We start from the raw sequence: 14,814 nt of genomic DNA, 5'->3' as shown, positions 1-14,814 counted from the left end.
TCAGAACCCCGCCGCCTCCGGCGCGACGTCGCTCCCCCGAGTGGCCAGGACATGGACCGCGAAGGCGGTGCTCAGCAGGTTCAGGCCCGGGGTGCTCAGGGGCGAGTGCCCGGTGAAGACCTCGATGCGCCGCAACCGGTAGTCGATCGTGCTGTAGTGGACGGCCAGCTGTTTGGCGGCCCGGCTCCGGTTGCCGCCCGCGCCGATCAGTGCCTCCAGCGTCAGAAGAAGAAGCGGTCTGGAGACGACCGGTTCGATCAGATTCAGCAGGAGTTCGGCGACCGCGGGCGTACGGATCGCGGCGTACTCCACCGGGAAGTCGTCCAGCCAGTAGACGGCGGGCTCCGAGTGCAGCGCGAGCGCCAGCGCCAGGATGTCGTCGACATGGCGCTTGGCATCGGCCAGCTCTGTCGTCCGTCGCCATCCGGCTGCCAGCCATACGGATCCGTCGAGTTCGGCGTGGAGCCGCTCACAGAGGGTACGCGAGGCGGCGTCGTCGTGCGCGGGGAGCAGCGCGTATCCGCCGTCGGCGGAGAGCATGGTGACGGTGCCCGGTCCGCCGAGCCGGTCCAACGCCGCCACGGCGGCCTCCTTGTCCCAGCCGTCGGACCGGACGGCGACCACGCAGTAGCCGGATTGCGGGGTGCTGGGCGATCCGGCGTCGACCGGACGAGACGTCGGAGTACCGGTCAGGAAGGCCGACAACAGAGCGGCGGGACGGGCCCCCGGACCGGTTCCGGGCCGGGCGGGGCGGACGAGACGGCTGTTCTCGAACCCCAGGCACAGCTCCAGCGAGATCCTGCTGCTGATTTCATGTGTCCGGATCAGGAACCAGTGCTCGTCGTTTGTCTCCTGCTCCGGGGTGGTCGAGGCGAGCAGGTCCGCCAGCCGCCCGCGCAGCGCCTCAATCAAAGGAAAGACGGATTCGTGCCGAGCGGACCAGGATTTCCCTATCCGGCGAATGCGATGGGCGATACCTGGATTCCACTGGTTGCGGGGATCGATGAGTTCGAGATAGATGGCGTACAGCTCATCGAGTGGCTGGTGGCGCTCTTCAGCGGTGCGAGGTGCGCGGATCGCCGCGTAGGAGAGAGTCGACTGGCACTTCGCTCGGCTGCTGACAGTTGTGACCCTGGAAAGACGGGTGTCCATTGTGGCTCCCGGATGGTTTCGGCGACGCCGGATTCACCCTGAAAGCCGAAGCTCCGGGCGTGGCTTCACCCCTTCATCGATGAGGAATCAGCTACCGGAACTGTAGGTGGCCGTCTGCCGTCACCGGAACGAATTTGAGGAAGACCTGAGGTGCGATCACAACGGCCGGGCGGGCGGCAACGCGACCGGGTGTCCCCGTGTGTGGTCAACCGACGGTCGTCGGGGCACCGGCCGGACGGCCCCGGTGAGGGGGCGGGCGACCGCCCTGCCGTCCAAGCAGCAGACACGGCGTCAATGCGGGCCCCGGTTGAGTTAATTGGCCCGTGCCGAGTAGAGGAGGGCGGCGCGTGTCACGCCAGGTACTGACGGTCGGCCCGGCAGGATCCGACGGCTTTCGGACGATCGGTGAGGCTCTGGCGAGGGCGCGCAGCGGCGCCGTGATCAGTGTGCGGCCCGGGACGTACGCGGAGAGCCTCGTGACCCTGGTGACGATCACGAGGCTCTCCTCGTAGTGGCCGGAGTCAGACGTGGGCGCCCACGGCTGGATACGCCCCGACCCTGGTCATCGGCGACGGCCTGCAAGGACACCAAGAAGGAGCCGAGTCCGACGCCATCGTCGCCACCTGCGCGGTACGGCATATCCCCGTCCCCTGGCTGTGGCAGCTCCGCGACGGCGGTACCATCACCACCACCCTCAGTGGCTGGATGCTCGCCTCCGGCTTGATCCGCCTCACCCTGGCTGACGACGGCACCGCAACCGGCCGCTTCACCGGGGACACGATCTCCTACATGCTCGCCCGCCCCCAAGAGCGCCCGCCCACTCCACCTTCTTCCGCCACCCGGGCAACATCCGCACCAGCCGTGTAAACCCGGACCTTCTCCAGGACTGGACCGGGCACTTCGTCGCGCAGCTCGCCGCGCCATCCGCCGAGCTCATGTACTCCGGTGACAGCGTGATCCTCCTGGATGTAGCCACCGGTTCACAGGCATGGACCGAGCCCGCCGATGACGGCTGGACGGTCCACCAGCACGGTCCTCTGTGTCTGTGGAACCAGGTGGAGGACGCCCTCACGACATGGCAGACGGCCGGTTCGCCCGAGCAGTCCCACTTCGGCATGACGGTCACCGACGACACACAGACCGTCTGGCTCGCAGACCCGGACGGACCGAGCTGGCAGCTCCCGGTCTGACCAGAGCCGGCGGGCGAGGTCCAGGGCGGTCTCACACACGCTCATCCTGCCCTCGTCCAGGACGCTTTTGAAGCCCGCGTGCGCCCTCGCTCAAACTGCCCTGGCCTCGTCCAGCAGCAAGTACAGCAGCTCAATGAGTGATCCGCTGCTGACGATCTCCCGCCGGTCAATCATGCCCCGGATGTCGGCCAGTGGGGCACGTCGAGGCGGAGCGTGGAGGGTTTCCCGCACAACGTGCCGCATACCGACCGGATCACGGTGAGCGCGTACGGCGATCGGTGGCGCGAGGTCGACGACCCGGCGCACGACGGTAGGCCGCGCGGTCAATGACGCCGAGGAGCGGGGGAGCACACGATGATTCCCGCAGGCCCGGTGTCCGGGCACACCGGTTTCAGGTGAGCCGCCGCGGGGTGCGGCGCCGGCGGCCGCGCCACCACGTGAGCAGCCACATGAGCTGTGCCCCGCCGAGCACGGCGAGGACGACAGCGGCATCGAGACGGTCGAGCGCCGGGTGTCCCGGGCCGAGCCGTGCCGCCGCCCGGACCAGCATGGTGACGTCGGTGGGCACGGTGACGGTCGCCAGGGTCGCAAGGCACAGCGCGGTGCCGACGACGAGGACCGCGCTGTAGATCCGTACCGCCTGCCGTTCGCGGGCGGGCAGTTCCAGGCTCGGATCGGCCGGCCGGGGCCGGCGGCGCGTGATCGTACGGGCGGCGTACCGGGCGTAGGCACGGCCGTCGCCGTGCAGGTCGCGGCAGCCCGTGAGGTCCTGCAGGACGAAGTAGACGTCGGTGCGCATGAACACCATGAACTGGAAGGGCAGCGGTAGGACCGCGAGCAGCACGAGAGCGGCGAGGACCCGGTGGGCGGTCGTTCCCGCCCCTGTCCGGGCGAGGAGGAGAACCGCGGTCGCGGACACCGCCACGTTGACCGCCATGCCGGCGAGATAGGCCGTCATACGGTGGCGTCGGGAGGCCAGTTCTATACCGCTGATGTCGGTCTGCATGACCAGGAACTGCAGCCGCGTACCGAGCCGGATCCGCGCGGGCACCCCCGTGGCCCGGGCGACCGCGAGATGCGCGCATTCATGGATCAGGAGCAGCAGCCAGCCCGCGAGGAAGCCCAGACCGAGGACCAGGCTGCCGTGCGGGTTCCACAGCAGGCTCCGGTAGCCGGGGAGGAGGCCGGGGCGGCGCAGGAGGACGAGGACGGCCGCCAGCACGAGTGCACCGAGCAAGGGGGGCAGAACCGGGCTCAGCGTCCACCTCACGTGGCGCGGCAGCAGCCGGGGGAAGGTCGGGGGCGGCGGTTCGGGGGAGGGGACCGGCTGTCCGCCGACCTCGGCGACGAACCCGAGGCCGATCAGGTCGCGGACGAAGCCGAGCGTATCCAGCTCCTCGCCGGTCTCGGCCGTGAGGCGGGCGCTCGTTTCCGCGACGCTGAGCCCGTCGCGCAACATCTCGACGGCCCGGACCCCGACCGGCGGCAGGGCCACGAAATCCCCGGTCGCGACGCGGCCGACGATCCACTCGTCACCGTCCCTGCGGGCGGCCAGCGGGTGCAGCCGGACCCGGGCCGACGGAGCCACCCCCTCGGTCATGCCCTGTCCCCGCAGGCGGGGCAGTCGCGGCGGCGTGGGAAGCGGTCCAGGACCGGGTCGCCCGGCGCCATCAGGTTGACCCCGAAACGGAAACCGGGGGCGATGGGCGGTGCTCCGGTGAGCAGTGTGAGCGCCGCATGCGCCATGAGCATGCCCGAGAGGCCGGCGGACACGGCGTTCACCGGATTCCACGGCATCCGGGGCGAGGCCCGTTCCTCCTCCTCACCGGGTGCCAGGCGCAGGTCCCTGCGCGCCACCTCCCCGGCGCGCATGCATTCCCAGCACGGCCCGTTCCCGGGAACGTGGACCCCCACGGTGGCAAGCGGCCCGTGGTAGCCGCCGTCGAGCCACGGAACCTCCGCGGCGAGGCAGGCGCGGTTGGCCCACCTCCGGATCGCGGTGGGCCGGTCCGCGGCCAGTACGAGGAGGTCACAGCCGCGTCCGTCGGCGAGCAGCTCCGCCAGGTCGCCCTCGCCCCGCACTTCGCGGCGCTCAGCGGTGACCACGATGTCCGAGTTCATCGACCGGAGCCGCTCCACAGCCACGTCCGCCTTCGGCCGCCCGATGTCGTTCTCGCCGTACAACGGCTGCCGGTTGAGATTGGACAGCTCCACCACATCCGGATCCACGCAGTGCAGCCGCCCGACTCCGGAGGCGACCAGCGCCTGTGCCACCGCCCCTCCGGTGCCGCCCAGGCCGATCAGCAGCACCCGGGACCGGCGAAGCCGCAGCTGCGCGTCCCACGGGCTGGTCCGGGGAGTGAGGTCGATCCAGCGGAAGAAGGCCATGCTCCGGCCGTAACGTTCCTGCTCCCGGAGGGACAGCTCGGGCGGGACCGGCGCCCCGGCATCCTCGACGAAGCCGCCGTCCAGGATCTGCTCGTACGCCGTGACCACATCGGCGGCCGCCACCCCGGGGTGGCGGCGGGTCACCTCCGCGATGACCGCCTCCGGGGCGCGCATGCCGTCCAGCGACTCGGTCAGGGTCCACACCCAGCCGCCGGGGTCCTCGATCTCCGCTCCGGCCCCGTATATGACGCTCCCGATCCGGATGTTCCCGTCCACCGTCCGGTAGGGCCGGTGCTCCGGCTTGATCCGAGGCCGCCGCATTGGCCCGACCGTCACTCGAGACCCCCCTTGGTGTCCGGATCGCGCTGTTGACACCCTCACCTCACGCATGTGGTATTGGCAAGACGTCATCACGCCGTAGAGGGAGGGCCCATGGCCAGTTCCACAGGGGAGTCCGGCAGCTCGACGAACGCCAAGCCGAAGGTGATCAGGATCCGGCGGTTGGACAAGAAGGAGACAACGGGAGACAGCAACGCGAACGGCTCCTGAGCGGAGGAGAGGCGTGGCGGTGACGGGAGACCGGTACCCGACAACGAGCGAAGTCGCCTCGGCGGCGTCGGCACTGACCGAATCCCATCCCGGGCTGTGCGGACTCCGGACCGTCGGCAGATCACGGGAGGGCCGCCCGCTTCTCCTGCTGTCCGTGGGCCACGGCCGGCGCAATGTGCTGGTCGTGGCCGGGGCCCATGCCAATGAGGCCGGGGTCGGCGGCGCGACCGTCCTGAGGCTGGCCGACCGGGTCGCGCACGACCGGCGGCTGCGCGAGGCCGCCGACGCCGCGTGGCACTTCCTGCTCTGCGTCGACCCCGACGGCGCGCACCGCAACGAGACCGAGTTGGTGCTCTCCCCGACCGTGGGCGACCACTTCCGCCACCTCTTCCGGCCGCACTCCAGCGAGCAGCCGGAGTGGCTCGTGCTCGATGACCCGCTGCGTGAGGTGCTGCCCGAGACGCGCTGTCTGGTCGGCCTGATCGACGAGCTCCGGCCGGTGCTGCAGTGCTCGCTGCACGGGATCGATGTGGGAGGCGTCCATCTTCTGCTGACCGACGATCTCCCGGGGCTCTCGGGCCGGCTCGGCAAGTCGGCCGCGGAGCTGGACATTCCGCTGGAGCTCGGCTCGGCCGACGCCTTCTACTGGGCCGACTCCGGGCCGGGCGTGTATCTGATGCCGCCCCCCGGCGAACCCGAGGGATGGGACGCCGTCCCCTCGGACGCGGAGCACTCCACATGGGCCTACGCCCGGCGATACGGTGGCGTCACCGCGATCATCGAGGCGCCGATGTGGGGCTGTGAGCGCTCGGCGGACATCTCACCGGCTCCGGACGCCGACCGTGCCCTGAGAGCGGCGGGTGCGGCCCTGCGCCGCGACACCAGCCGGGTGGCCCGGGAGCTAGAAGCGGCCAGGCCCTTTCTGCCCGGCGACGGCGGCCCGCTGCTCCGCGCGGTGGAGGAAACGATCGCCGTCGGTCCGCGGCTCGCCGAGGACTGGGATCCGGCCGTACGCAGCAGCGACGCGGCACCGCTCCCGCCGATGACCACCGCGCGGCTGACCAGCGTCCAGGTCTACGCCCAGCGGCTCCCGCTGCGTGCCGCGGCGATGTTGCGGCGGCTGCGTCCGACGCCGGAACTGGACGGCCTCGTCGCCGACTGGTCCGCCGCGTTCGAGGCGGCGTTCGACGTCCGCTGGATCCCGGTCGCGGATCAGTCGGAGCAACAGGCGCGTACCGCCATCGCGGCCTTCGAATCCTTGCGTACCTGAATACGCCCGGCGCGATTCGCGCGCCGGTTTCTCACCGCGACCGGTCCGCCGACCCGCGGTCGCGGATGCTGCCGTCGGGCCTGGCTGCGCTGGCGGCGCTGGCGGCCAGGGCGAGCAGCAGCGCGACGGCGCCGACGACGACGTTGCTGATGACGGTGCGGGTGGTGTTGACATTCCCGACGACGACCCAGGGCGCGATGATCGTCCATACTCCGATGACCGCGGCGGCCCAGGCCATGGCGTGGGTGCGCTCGTAAGCGTGTCCGAAGCCGCCCATCAGCGTGGCATAGGCGATACCCGTGATGAGGTTGTTGACGGCCAGCGTGGTGAGGCCGTTGAAACCGGTGATCCAGGGCGAGGCCGCCAGATAGACGCCAGTGATCAGCGCCAAGGCTTCGGTCGCCTGGGCCCGGGGCGTGGTCGTCGCGCGCTCCGAACGCAGCCGCATTTCGAGGAGGTCGGGGTGTTGGTCGATGCTCGAGGGGGTGTAGGTCACAGGGACCATCTCCTAAGGATGAGTCGGTCTGCCTGAAGAGCCGCCTACCCCGATTGTCGGGAAAACACTAAATGTCACATAAGGAATGTGGCAGGATGCGTGGCCCGCGCTCCCGTTCATCTACCAGCTCACCCGGGCCGGCGAGGCCGCTGAGGAGGCACTGGCGCTCGGGGACGCGCTCGCAAGCTGGCGGCCCGGGACCCGCAAAACCGTCGCGATCAGCAACGACGGCTCCATGGTGTCCGCCGCCGCCGACGCATACGGGGCCGCCTGCCCACCTCTTGTCCGCCTCCAGGGCCAGCCTTCCGCCGCTGCCGTCACCCTGCTGCGCCACCTCCACGAGCAGGGTGCCACCCTGCATTACCACGGCGACTTCGACTGGGGCGGCCTGCGCATCGCCACCACCCTGCTCCGCCATGGCCCCTGGAGCCCCTGTCGCTACACGGCCGCCGGCTACCGCGCCGCGGCCACCGCGACACCCCTCGCCGCGCCGCTCACCGCACCCCGGCCGAGTCCCCCTGGGACCCCGCGCTGGCCTCGGCTCTGGCCGAACTCGGCGTGCGGGTGGAGGAGGAGGCGGTGCTGGGCGACCTGCTGTCCGACCTCGCCGGGTAGGAATGCCGGGGCGGGGGTCCGGCCGTCGTGCGCCGGACCCCCGTCCCGCCCCCGTTCCATGGGCCTCCACGGCTCCCCCGCCGCTTCAGCAGGTCAGGTTGCTGCCCGCGGTCGTCCCCAGGATCTGGACGAAGGCGTTGTACTTGTTGACCCGGTCTTGCATCTCCGCCGTGTTGAGACCGTTGCACTCCAGCGAGCCGTTGATGCTGCGGATGGTCTCGCCGAAGCCGGCGCCGTTGACCATGGCGTTGTGGGGGGTCATCGTGCCGGGCCCGGACTGGGTCATCCAGTACCAGAGGCCGGTCTTCCACGCCACGGCGGCGTCGGTCTGCACCAGGTAGGGGTTGTCGAGCAGGTCGATGCCGAGCGCGTCACCGGCCGCCTTGTAGTTGAAGTTCCAGCTGAGCTGGATCGGGCCGCGGCCGTAGTAGGCCGACTGGCCGGCCGGGCAGCCGTACCACTGGCTCCAGTCGCAGTAGGTGGAGTAGTTGGCGGTGTTCTGCTCCACGATGTAGACCAGACCGCCCGTCTCGTGGCTGACGTTGGCCAGGAACGCGGCCGCCTCCTGCTTCTTGACGGTGTCGCTGCCGGTGGTGGCGAAGGCCGGATAGGCGCTCAGGGCCGCGGTCAGACCGCTGTAGGTGTAGAAGGAGTTCCGGCTCGGGAACATCTGGTTGAACTGGGCCTCGCTGACGACGAATCCCGAGGGGCTCGGTGTCGTCGAGCCGCCGCAGGCGCCTTGGTCGGCCCAGACGTCGGCGCTGCCGGGAATCTCGTTCTGAGTCCACCACTTCGCGGACCAGTTGTGGCCGCTGTACGAGGCCATCATTCCGCCGGTGTAGACGGCCGACGAACTCCACGACGCGGCGCAGTCGGCCGCCGAGGCGGAGGACGCGGGCAGGAACAGAACGATGCCGAGGATCGTGGCGACAGTGGTGAGCAGCGCCGCGATACGTCGAGGCATGTGATCACTCCTTTGCGCGGCCGCGCCGGAAGGCGGGCGGCCACTGTGTGGGGGGTGACAAGCACTGAACCTCAATGGTCTGAACCTGTCAAGGTCTAGACCATCACCCCCCACGCGATGCCAGCCGCTGCGAACGGGACGACCTGGGTGCGGACTTCGAAGACCGCCGCGACCCCGCGGACCGCCTGATCCCAGCCATCGGGAGTATCTCTTGGCCGGTGGAACCCCGCCCCCTGACCACTTCGGCGAGGACCGCGATGAGAAAGATCGTCTTGATGATGTCGGTGTCCCTTGACGGGTTCATTGAGGGACCGGACCGCCAGATCGACTGGCACCGGGTCGACGACGAGCTGCACAGCCACTTCAACGAGCACCTCAGGGCGATGGGCGCTCTCCTGAACGGACGTGTCACCCATGAGCTCATGGCCGAGTTCTGGCCAACCGCCGACTCCGACCTTTCAAGTACCGGTCCCATGGCGGAGTTCGCCGGGATCTGGCGGGACATGCCCAAGATCGTGTATTCCAGAACCCTGGAGCGCGCCGACTGGAACACCACCATCGTGCGGGAGGCCGTCGTCGAGGAGATCGCGGCGCTCAAGGCGCAGCCCGGCGGGGATCTGTCGCTCGGCGGTGCCGACCTCGCCGCAACCTTCATGCGGCACGACCTGATCGATGAATACCGCCTCTACGTCCATCCGGTCCTTGTCGGGCGGGGCAAACCGCTGTTCCGGGCATCGGATGCCATGGTCGGTCTCCGGCTCGCCGAGACCCGGGCCTTCGGCAACGGGGTCGTACTCCTCCGCTACCAGCGCACCGATGCCTCCTCGCCGGGATGATCCTCGCTAGGGGCGGCGCAACGTGGCGGCGGCGGTCATGGCAGCATCCAGGACAGCGCGGCCGTCGACTGGAGCCACACCAGCAGGCACAGGAGCGCGAGCAGGCCGACGCTGTAGCCGACCACCCGCCGGAAGATCGTGCCCTCCTGGCCGTGCAGATGGGCCGCCGCGGCGACGATCGCCAGATTCTGCGGGGACACCATCTTGCCCAGGACACCGCCCGAGCTGTTCGCCGCCGCCAGCAGTGTGGGGGACAGGCCCGCGTCCTTGGCGGCCGTCACCTGGAGGGTGCCGAACAGAGCGTTCGACGAGGTGTCGGACCCGGTGATGGCGGTGCCGATCCAGCCGAGCACGGGGGAGAGCACTGCCAGGATCGCCGTCGCGCTCGCGAGGGCGTGGCCGATAGTGGCTGTCTGCCCGGACAGGTTCATCACATACGCGAGCCCCAGCACGCACACCACGGTCGCCACGGCGGGGGCGAGCTGCCGCAGATTCGCGCCGTACGCCCGCACGGCCCGGCCCGCGCCGGTGCCCAGGACGATCGCCGAGATCACTCCTGCCAGCAGGAGCAGAGTGCCTCCGGCGGGCAGCCAGTTGAAGTTGTACGTGCTGAAACTGACCGGCTTGCCCGCCGAGCTGACCACATGGAGCCCCGGCCAGGTAACCGCGTGCACACCCTTGGCCAGCAGTTCTTTGACCGCCGGGATCTGGGCGACCGAGAAGACGGCGATGATCGCGGCGTACGGGGCGTAGGCGCGTACGACCTCCGCGGGGGCGTCGTCGGTCACCTGCGTCCCGGTCCGGACCGTGGTGAGCGTACCGGCGGTGTCCGTACCGCCGTTCGCATCCGGCGGCTCTTCGGCGGCCACCTCGCGGGCGCGCCGTACCCGCGGCAGGCGGGTCCAGCCGACCAGCACCGCCGCCGAGGCGAGAGCCGCCACGATGTCCGTGAGCTCCACGGGACCGTATGAGGCACACGTGAACTGCGCGATGCCGAAGACGACCCCGCCCAGCAGCGCGGGCTGCCAGGTCTCCCGCAGCCCGCGCCGCCCGTCCACGAGGTAGACCAGCACCAGGGGCACGATGACCGCGAGCACGGGTGTCTGCCGCCCGATGGTGGCGCCGAGTTCGCGCACCGGGTAGCCGGTGACGTTGGAGAGCGTGATGACGGGGATGGCGATGGCCCCGTACGCGACCGGCGCGGTGTTGGCGACCAGCGCCACCACCGCGGCGCGCAGCGGGGTGAAGCCGACCGCGATGAGCATGACCGAGGTGACGGCGACCGGGGTGCCGAAACCGGCCAGCGCCTCCAGGAGGGCGCCGAAGCAGAAGGCGATGACGACGGCTTGCAGCCGCTGGTCGTCGGAGACCTTGCCGAAGGAGCGGCGGAGCACGTCGAAGTGGCCGCTGTCGACGGTCATCCGGTAGATCCAGAGGGCGTTGACCACGATCCACATGATGGGGAAGAGGCCGAAGGCGGCGCCCTCCAGGGCCGCCGACAGCGCCTGCCCGGCAGGCATGTCGTAGACCAGGACGGCCAGCACGACGGCGACCGCCAGCCCGGCGAGCGCGGTCCAGTGAGCCCGCAGCCGCCCGCTGCCGAGCAGGACGAACACCGCCAGCAGGGGCAGTGCGGCGACCAGCGACGACCAGAGCGCGGAGCCGCCGACAGGGTTGAGCATTTGCTCGTACACGCCAACCATCCCTCTTCTTTGAGGAAGTTACGACAGATGATCGTCGCGAAGGCTCTCGACGTCCCGCACCCGTCCCGGAATGTTGCTTCCGCATGTCGAGAACGTCAAGAGGCCGGGGCCGGCCGCCGGTGGCCGAGAGCGTGCGGTTTGCGGCCGTTCTCCCGTGGGGCGTGGGCAGGGCCAATGCGGAGGAGTAACGTCCGGAAACGCAATTAGGTGCCGTGGGCAACTACTTCGGTGCTGACGGACTGACCGCGAACATGATCGCGCTGGGCACGCTGGCCGTGCTCGAGCACCCCGGCCAACTGGCCGAACTGCGTGCTGCGGAGGACCCGAAGCCGGCGGCCGGTGCGGTTGAGGAGCTGCTGCGGTACCTCCACATCGTCCACTCCGGACGGCGGAGGGTCGCCCCGGAAGACATCGAGGTCGCGGACCGCACGATCCGTGCGGGCGAGGACATCGTGCTGGCGAATGACGTCGGCAACCGGGACGGGGACGTCTTCCCCGATCCCGACCAGCTGGACATCCACCGCGACGCGCGGAAGCACGTGGCATTCGGCATCGGCCCGCACCAGTGCCTCGGCCAGCCGCTGGCCCGCGTGGAACTACAGGTCGTCTACGGCACGCTCTACCGCCGCATCCCCACGCTGCGCCTGGCCGTCGACGTCGACGAAGTGCGGTTCAAGCACGACGGGCTGATCTATGGCGTGTACGAGCTGCCGGTGGCCAGGTGACTCCGGGCCGCTGCCGCTCCGTACCGGCGCCGGCGGCGGCCCGGGGGATGACGGCCGGTCCCGGCTGCAGCGGGACAAGGACACAAAGGAGCGAGGAGAACCCATGCGAGTAGCGGTCGACCAGGACAAGTGCGTCGGCTCCGGACAGTGTGTGCTGGCCGCGGAGCGGGTCTTCGACCAGCGCGACGAAGACGGCGTCGTCGTGCTGCTGGATGTCCAACCGCCGAAGGAGCTGGACGAGGACGCCGGGCAGGCCGCCGCCGTCTGCCCGGCTCTGGCCATCGCACTGTCCGAATAGCACGGAGACGTCCCCGCCCCGGGCACAAACTCATGGCGCGGTTGGCGTCCCGCCATGAGGGGGCTGGTCAGATGGCGCCGGTTCGCATGGCGTAGGCGACGGCGTGCGCGCGGTTGCGAAGGTTGAGCCGCGCCATCACTGCGTGCAAAACGTTATTGACGGCCGTCATGGGCTCACCGCTACGCCGTATGGACTGGTGCCGACGGCGATGGTGGTGACGGTCTTGAAGGACTTCGGCTCGATGACTGCGAGGGTGGCCGCTCCTTGGTTGGTGACATAGACCGCACCGGGGGCGACCGCGATATTGAAGGGGTCGGTGCCCGCAGGACCCACGGAGAGGGTCGCCCTGACGCGGTGGCTGCGGGTATCGATCGCGGATACGTTGCCCGGGCCGAGAGCGACGGCGTAGGCCGACCGGCCGTCCGGTGCGACCGCCACACCGAAGGCGCCCTCGCCGACCGGCACGGTGGCGTCAACCGCGCCCGTGCGGGTTGCGAGCACCGAGACCCTGCCTATCGCCTCGTTGGCGACGTACGCAGATTTGCTGTCCGGGGTGATGGCGACGCCCACCGGGGAGCGGCCTGCGGGCAGGACCCGGACGGCCCGATGGGTGTGGGTGTCGATGACCGACACGCTGCTCGACCCGGCGTTGGCGACATAGGCCGATCCGCCGTCCCGGCTGACGGCCACGCTCACGGGGGAGGTGCCGACCGGGACGGACATGGTCACCCGGTTCGTCCGGGTGTCGAGCAGCGAGACGCTGTTCGAACCGCCGTTGGCGACGTAGAGCGTCCTGCCGTCCGGGGCCAGGCCGACACCGCTGGGGTCCTTACCGACCGGTACGGTCGCGACGATCTTGCCGGTCCGGGTGTCGAGGACCGAGATCCTGGCCGATCCGTTGTCGGCGATGTACGCGTGCCTGCCGTCCGGCGTGATCGCGATCCCTTCGGGGGCCGACCCGGCCGGGACGGTCGAGACGACCTTGTTCGTTCGGGCATCGATCACGGAGACGGTGTCGTCGAGTTGATTGGTGACGTACACGTGGCCGCTGCCGGCCGGAAGGGCGGCCGCGGCAGGCGCGGGCGCCGAGCCCGGACCGAGGGCCGTCGCCGCGAGGAGACCGGACGCCGCCAGCAGTCCGATACCGACTCCCGTTACCGGCCCGAGTGTTTTCCTGTGTCGTCGGCCGACGGTGCCGGCCCGGTTCTGTCGGGAGGAGCGCATCCCGCCTCCTGTGAGAGTGAGCTTCGCGCGGGTTGGGGACAGGCGGCGGGACGGTATCCCGCCGCAGCCCGACTGGGGGCTGTGGTCAGGTCAGGAGTGCACGGGCGTAGTAGTCGTGGCTGTCGCGCACGCCCGGAAGGGCGAAGAAGTAGCCTCCGCCCCGCGGGCTGATGAACGGCACCAGCGCTTCGCCCTCCAACCGGTTCTGCATGGTGATGTAGGTATTGAGTTCGCGTTGGAAACAGCAGAACAAATGACCCAGGTCAAGGTCGCCCTGCACGTTGGGAATCCGGTCGTAGTCGTAGCTGCGACGCAGGATGGTGCTGGTCGCCGCGGTCTGCGGGGTCTGGGGATTGGCGAGACGGATATGGGAGTCCAGCGCAGTGATCAGTCCCTGCGGGTCATTGGTGTAGATGGGATCGAGAAGGTCCGAGGCGTTCTCGGACTGGGCGTACATCGGCGCGCCGCTGGCCTTGCGACGGCCGAAGATCCGCTCCTGCCGGTCAACGGGTATCTTCTGCCACGCTTCGACGAAGAAATGGACGATACGCGCGGCCTGGTAGGTGCCGCCCGCCGCCCAGGCGGGTTCGGCGGTGTGCGGCTGCACCCAGACCAGCTGGTTCATCTGGCTGGTGCTCGTGGTGTCGGGCTGGGTGATGCCGTCCTTGAAGCCGAACCAGTCGCGCGGCACGCCGGTGGGACGCGGCGGATTGCGCTGGCAGTCCATGCGCCAGCGTGGCTTCATCGCGCCGTTTGTGTGGGCCAGGATGTCGAGCAGCGCGTGCACCGTCGTGTCGCGGTGATCGGCGCACAACTGCACCAGGATGTCGCCATGGGAGAGTGCGGGGTCCAGGTCGTCATGATGGAAGGGCTCCATGGTGACGAGTTGGACCGGCTTGCGCGCGCCCAGCCCGTAGCGGCCGTCGAACAGGGACGCGCCGACGCCGATGGTGACGGTGAGATTGTCCGGTACGACCTCGGGTCCCAGGATCTCGCTGTCCGACGGCGGTGAACTCCCGGCCGTTTTCGGCGGCGTGCCGCCCGCGGTGAGGAAGCGGGCCCGCGCGGTCAGCGTGCGGAACAAGTCAGTGAGCTCACCGCGGTTCTTGGCGGTCACGTCGAAGGAGACGAAGGACCCGATCGACTGCGGAGGAGTCAGAATGCCCGCCTGATGGACGCCGTGGAACGGTACCGAATGTTTGCCCGCGGTCCCGCCGTTCTGCGTGGCAGCGTGGGCCGTATCGCTCTCCAACAAGCTGCCGGCCGCCGCTCCGGCGACACCGGCGGCGGCCGCGCCCTGCAGGAACGACCGCCGGGCCAAGAACCTCGCCGGGCATCCGCCGCCACTCCAGCCATCCTCCGGTATGGAAGGCCGTTCGTCCGCCATGGTTAGTCCTCCTCAGA

The 14,814-nt window shown here is 69.8% G+C and carries 15 protein-coding genes and 4 pseudogenes; 9 read left to right on the top strand and 10 right to left on the bottom strand.

The window, feature by feature from the left end; genetic code table 11:
* The gene (locus FCI23_RS01215) at window positions 1-1,152 is read right to left on the bottom strand and encodes a helix-turn-helix domain-containing protein (RefSeq protein WP_136721513.1); all 1,152 of its coding nucleotides are present in this window, start codon (window positions 1,150-1,152) and stop codon (window positions 1-3) included.
* 347 nt (window positions 1,153-1,499) lie between these two features.
* On the opposite strand from FCI23_RS01215, the gene FCI23_RS56085 reads away from it, so the two are divergent.
* The 3 genes from FCI23_RS56085 (at window position 1,500) to FCI23_RS62960 (ending at window position 2,342) form a co-directional block, all read left to right on the top strand.
* On the top strand, window positions 1,500-1,664 hold the full coding sequence (locus FCI23_RS56085) for a hypothetical protein (protein WP_169316653.1): 165 nt from the start codon (window positions 1,500-1,502) through the stop codon (window positions 1,662-1,664).
* Window positions 1,665-1,710: 46 nt separating this feature from the next.
* Entirely contained in the window at window positions 1,711-2,019 is a 309-nt protein-coding gene (locus FCI23_RS62965) for a hypothetical protein (RefSeq protein WP_322973787.1), read from the top strand.
* A gap of 86 nt (window positions 2,020-2,105) precedes the next feature.
* On the top strand, window positions 2,106-2,342 hold the full coding sequence (locus tag FCI23_RS62960) for a hypothetical protein (protein WP_322973773.1): 237 nt from the start codon (window positions 2,106-2,108) through the stop codon (window positions 2,340-2,342).
* 90 nt (window positions 2,343-2,432) lie between these two features.
* On the opposite strand, the pseudogene FCI23_RS01205 reads toward FCI23_RS62960, so the two are convergent.
* The 3 genes and pseudogenes from FCI23_RS01205 to FCI23_RS01195 all read right to left on the bottom strand — a co-directional run.
* A pseudogene (locus tag FCI23_RS01205) lies at window positions 2,433-2,537 on the bottom strand (NUDIX hydrolase); the annotation flags it as partial.
* Window positions 2,538-2,733: 196 nt separating this feature from the next.
* A complete protein-coding gene (locus FCI23_RS01200; RefSeq protein WP_136721512.1) occupies window positions 2,734-3,942 on the bottom strand; it encodes a hypothetical protein in 1,209 nt (402 codons plus the stop codon).
* Window positions 3,939-5,051 (bottom strand): HesA/MoeB/ThiF family protein, encoded by a 1,113-nt coding sequence (locus FCI23_RS01195; RefSeq protein ID WP_211265169.1) that lies wholly within the window; start codon window positions 5,049-5,051, stop codon window positions 3,939-3,941. The genes FCI23_RS01200 and FCI23_RS01195 overlap by 4 nt, the downstream gene beginning before the upstream one ends.
* Window positions 5,052-5,298: 247 nt before the next feature.
* On the opposite strand from FCI23_RS01195, the gene FCI23_RS01190 reads away from it, so the two are divergent.
* Entirely contained in the window at window positions 5,299-6,549 is a 1,251-nt protein-coding gene (locus FCI23_RS01190) for a M14 family zinc carboxypeptidase (RefSeq protein WP_246143198.1), read from the top strand.
* 31 nt (window positions 6,550-6,580) lie between these two features.
* Here the strand turns inward: FCI23_RS01190 and FCI23_RS01185 are convergent, their stop codons facing one another.
* The gene (locus tag FCI23_RS01185; protein ID WP_211265168.1) at window positions 6,581-7,054 is read right to left on the bottom strand and encodes an SPW repeat protein; all 474 of its coding nucleotides are present in this window, start codon (window positions 7,052-7,054) and stop codon (window positions 6,581-6,583) included.
* A gap of 76 nt (window positions 7,055-7,130) precedes the next feature.
* Between FCI23_RS01185 and FCI23_RS62955 the strand changes: the two are divergent.
* Both FCI23_RS62955 and FCI23_RS63525 read left to right on the top strand, forming a co-directional pair.
* Window positions 7,131-7,502: pseudogene (locus FCI23_RS62955) on the top strand (DUF2399 domain-containing protein); the annotation flags it as partial.
* A 101-nt stretch (window positions 7,503-7,603) separates the two neighbouring features.
* A complete protein-coding gene (locus tag FCI23_RS63525; protein WP_407645904.1) occupies window positions 7,604-7,660 on the top strand; it encodes a hypothetical protein in 57 nt (18 codons plus the stop codon).
* Window positions 7,661-7,745: 85 nt separating this feature from the next.
* Here the strand turns inward: FCI23_RS63525 and FCI23_RS01175 are convergent, their stop codons facing one another.
* Window positions 7,746-8,624 (bottom strand): glycoside hydrolase family 19 protein, encoded by an 879-nt coding sequence (locus FCI23_RS01175; RefSeq protein WP_136721510.1) that lies wholly within the window; start codon window positions 8,622-8,624, stop codon window positions 7,746-7,748.
* A gap of 257 nt (window positions 8,625-8,881) precedes the next feature.
* Here FCI23_RS01175 and FCI23_RS01170 point away from each other — a divergent pair, with 257 nt between their 5' ends.
* The gene (locus FCI23_RS01170) at window positions 8,882-9,460 is read left to right on the top strand and encodes a dihydrofolate reductase family protein (protein WP_136721509.1); all 579 of its coding nucleotides are present in this window, start codon (window positions 8,882-8,884) and stop codon (window positions 9,458-9,460) included.
* 35 nt (window positions 9,461-9,495) lie between these two features.
* On the opposite strand, the gene FCI23_RS01165 is transcribed toward FCI23_RS01170, so the two are convergent.
* Complete coding sequence (locus FCI23_RS01165) at window positions 9,496-11,154, bottom strand: L-lactate permease (RefSeq protein WP_136721508.1); 1,659 nt, start codon at window positions 11,152-11,154, stop codon at window positions 9,496-9,498.
* A gap of 251 nt (window positions 11,155-11,405) precedes the next feature.
* On the opposite strand from FCI23_RS01165, the pseudogene FCI23_RS01160 reads away from it, so the two are divergent.
* Both FCI23_RS01160 and FCI23_RS01155 read left to right on the top strand, forming a co-directional pair.
* Window positions 11,406-11,888, top strand: a pseudogene (locus FCI23_RS01160) (cytochrome P450); the annotation flags it as partial.
* A 103-nt stretch (window positions 11,889-11,991) separates the two neighbouring features.
* A complete protein-coding gene (locus tag FCI23_RS01155; RefSeq protein WP_136721507.1) occupies window positions 11,992-12,186 on the top strand; it encodes a ferredoxin in 195 nt (64 codons plus the stop codon).
* Between the two features lie 67 nt (window positions 12,187-12,253).
* Here the strand turns inward: FCI23_RS01155 and FCI23_RS01150 are convergent.
* The 3 genes and pseudogenes from FCI23_RS01150 to FCI23_RS01140 all read right to left on the bottom strand — a co-directional run.
* Window positions 12,254-12,346: pseudogene (locus FCI23_RS01150) on the bottom strand (DNA-binding response regulator); the annotation flags it as partial.
* 5 nt (window positions 12,347-12,351) lie between these two features.
* Window positions 12,352-13,410, bottom strand: coding sequence for a YVTN family beta-propeller repeat protein (locus FCI23_RS01145; RefSeq protein WP_136721506.1), 1,059 nt, complete (start codon window positions 13,408-13,410; stop codon window positions 12,352-12,354).
* Window positions 13,411-13,495: 85 nt separating this feature from the next.
* A complete protein-coding gene (locus FCI23_RS01140) occupies window positions 13,496-14,797 on the bottom strand; it encodes a Dyp-type peroxidase (RefSeq protein ID WP_136721505.1) in 1,302 nt (433 codons plus the stop codon).
* Window positions 14,798-14,814: the final 17 nt, after the last annotated feature.

Origin of the sequence: Actinacidiphila oryziradicis (assembly GCF_005047355.1) — a bacterium.
Lineage (GTDB): Bacteria > Actinomycetota > Actinomycetes > Streptomycetales > Streptomycetaceae > Actinacidiphila > Actinacidiphila oryziradicis.
Note: the sequence above shows the minus strand (reverse complement) of the source record. Positions and strands in the feature narration are given on the sequence as shown.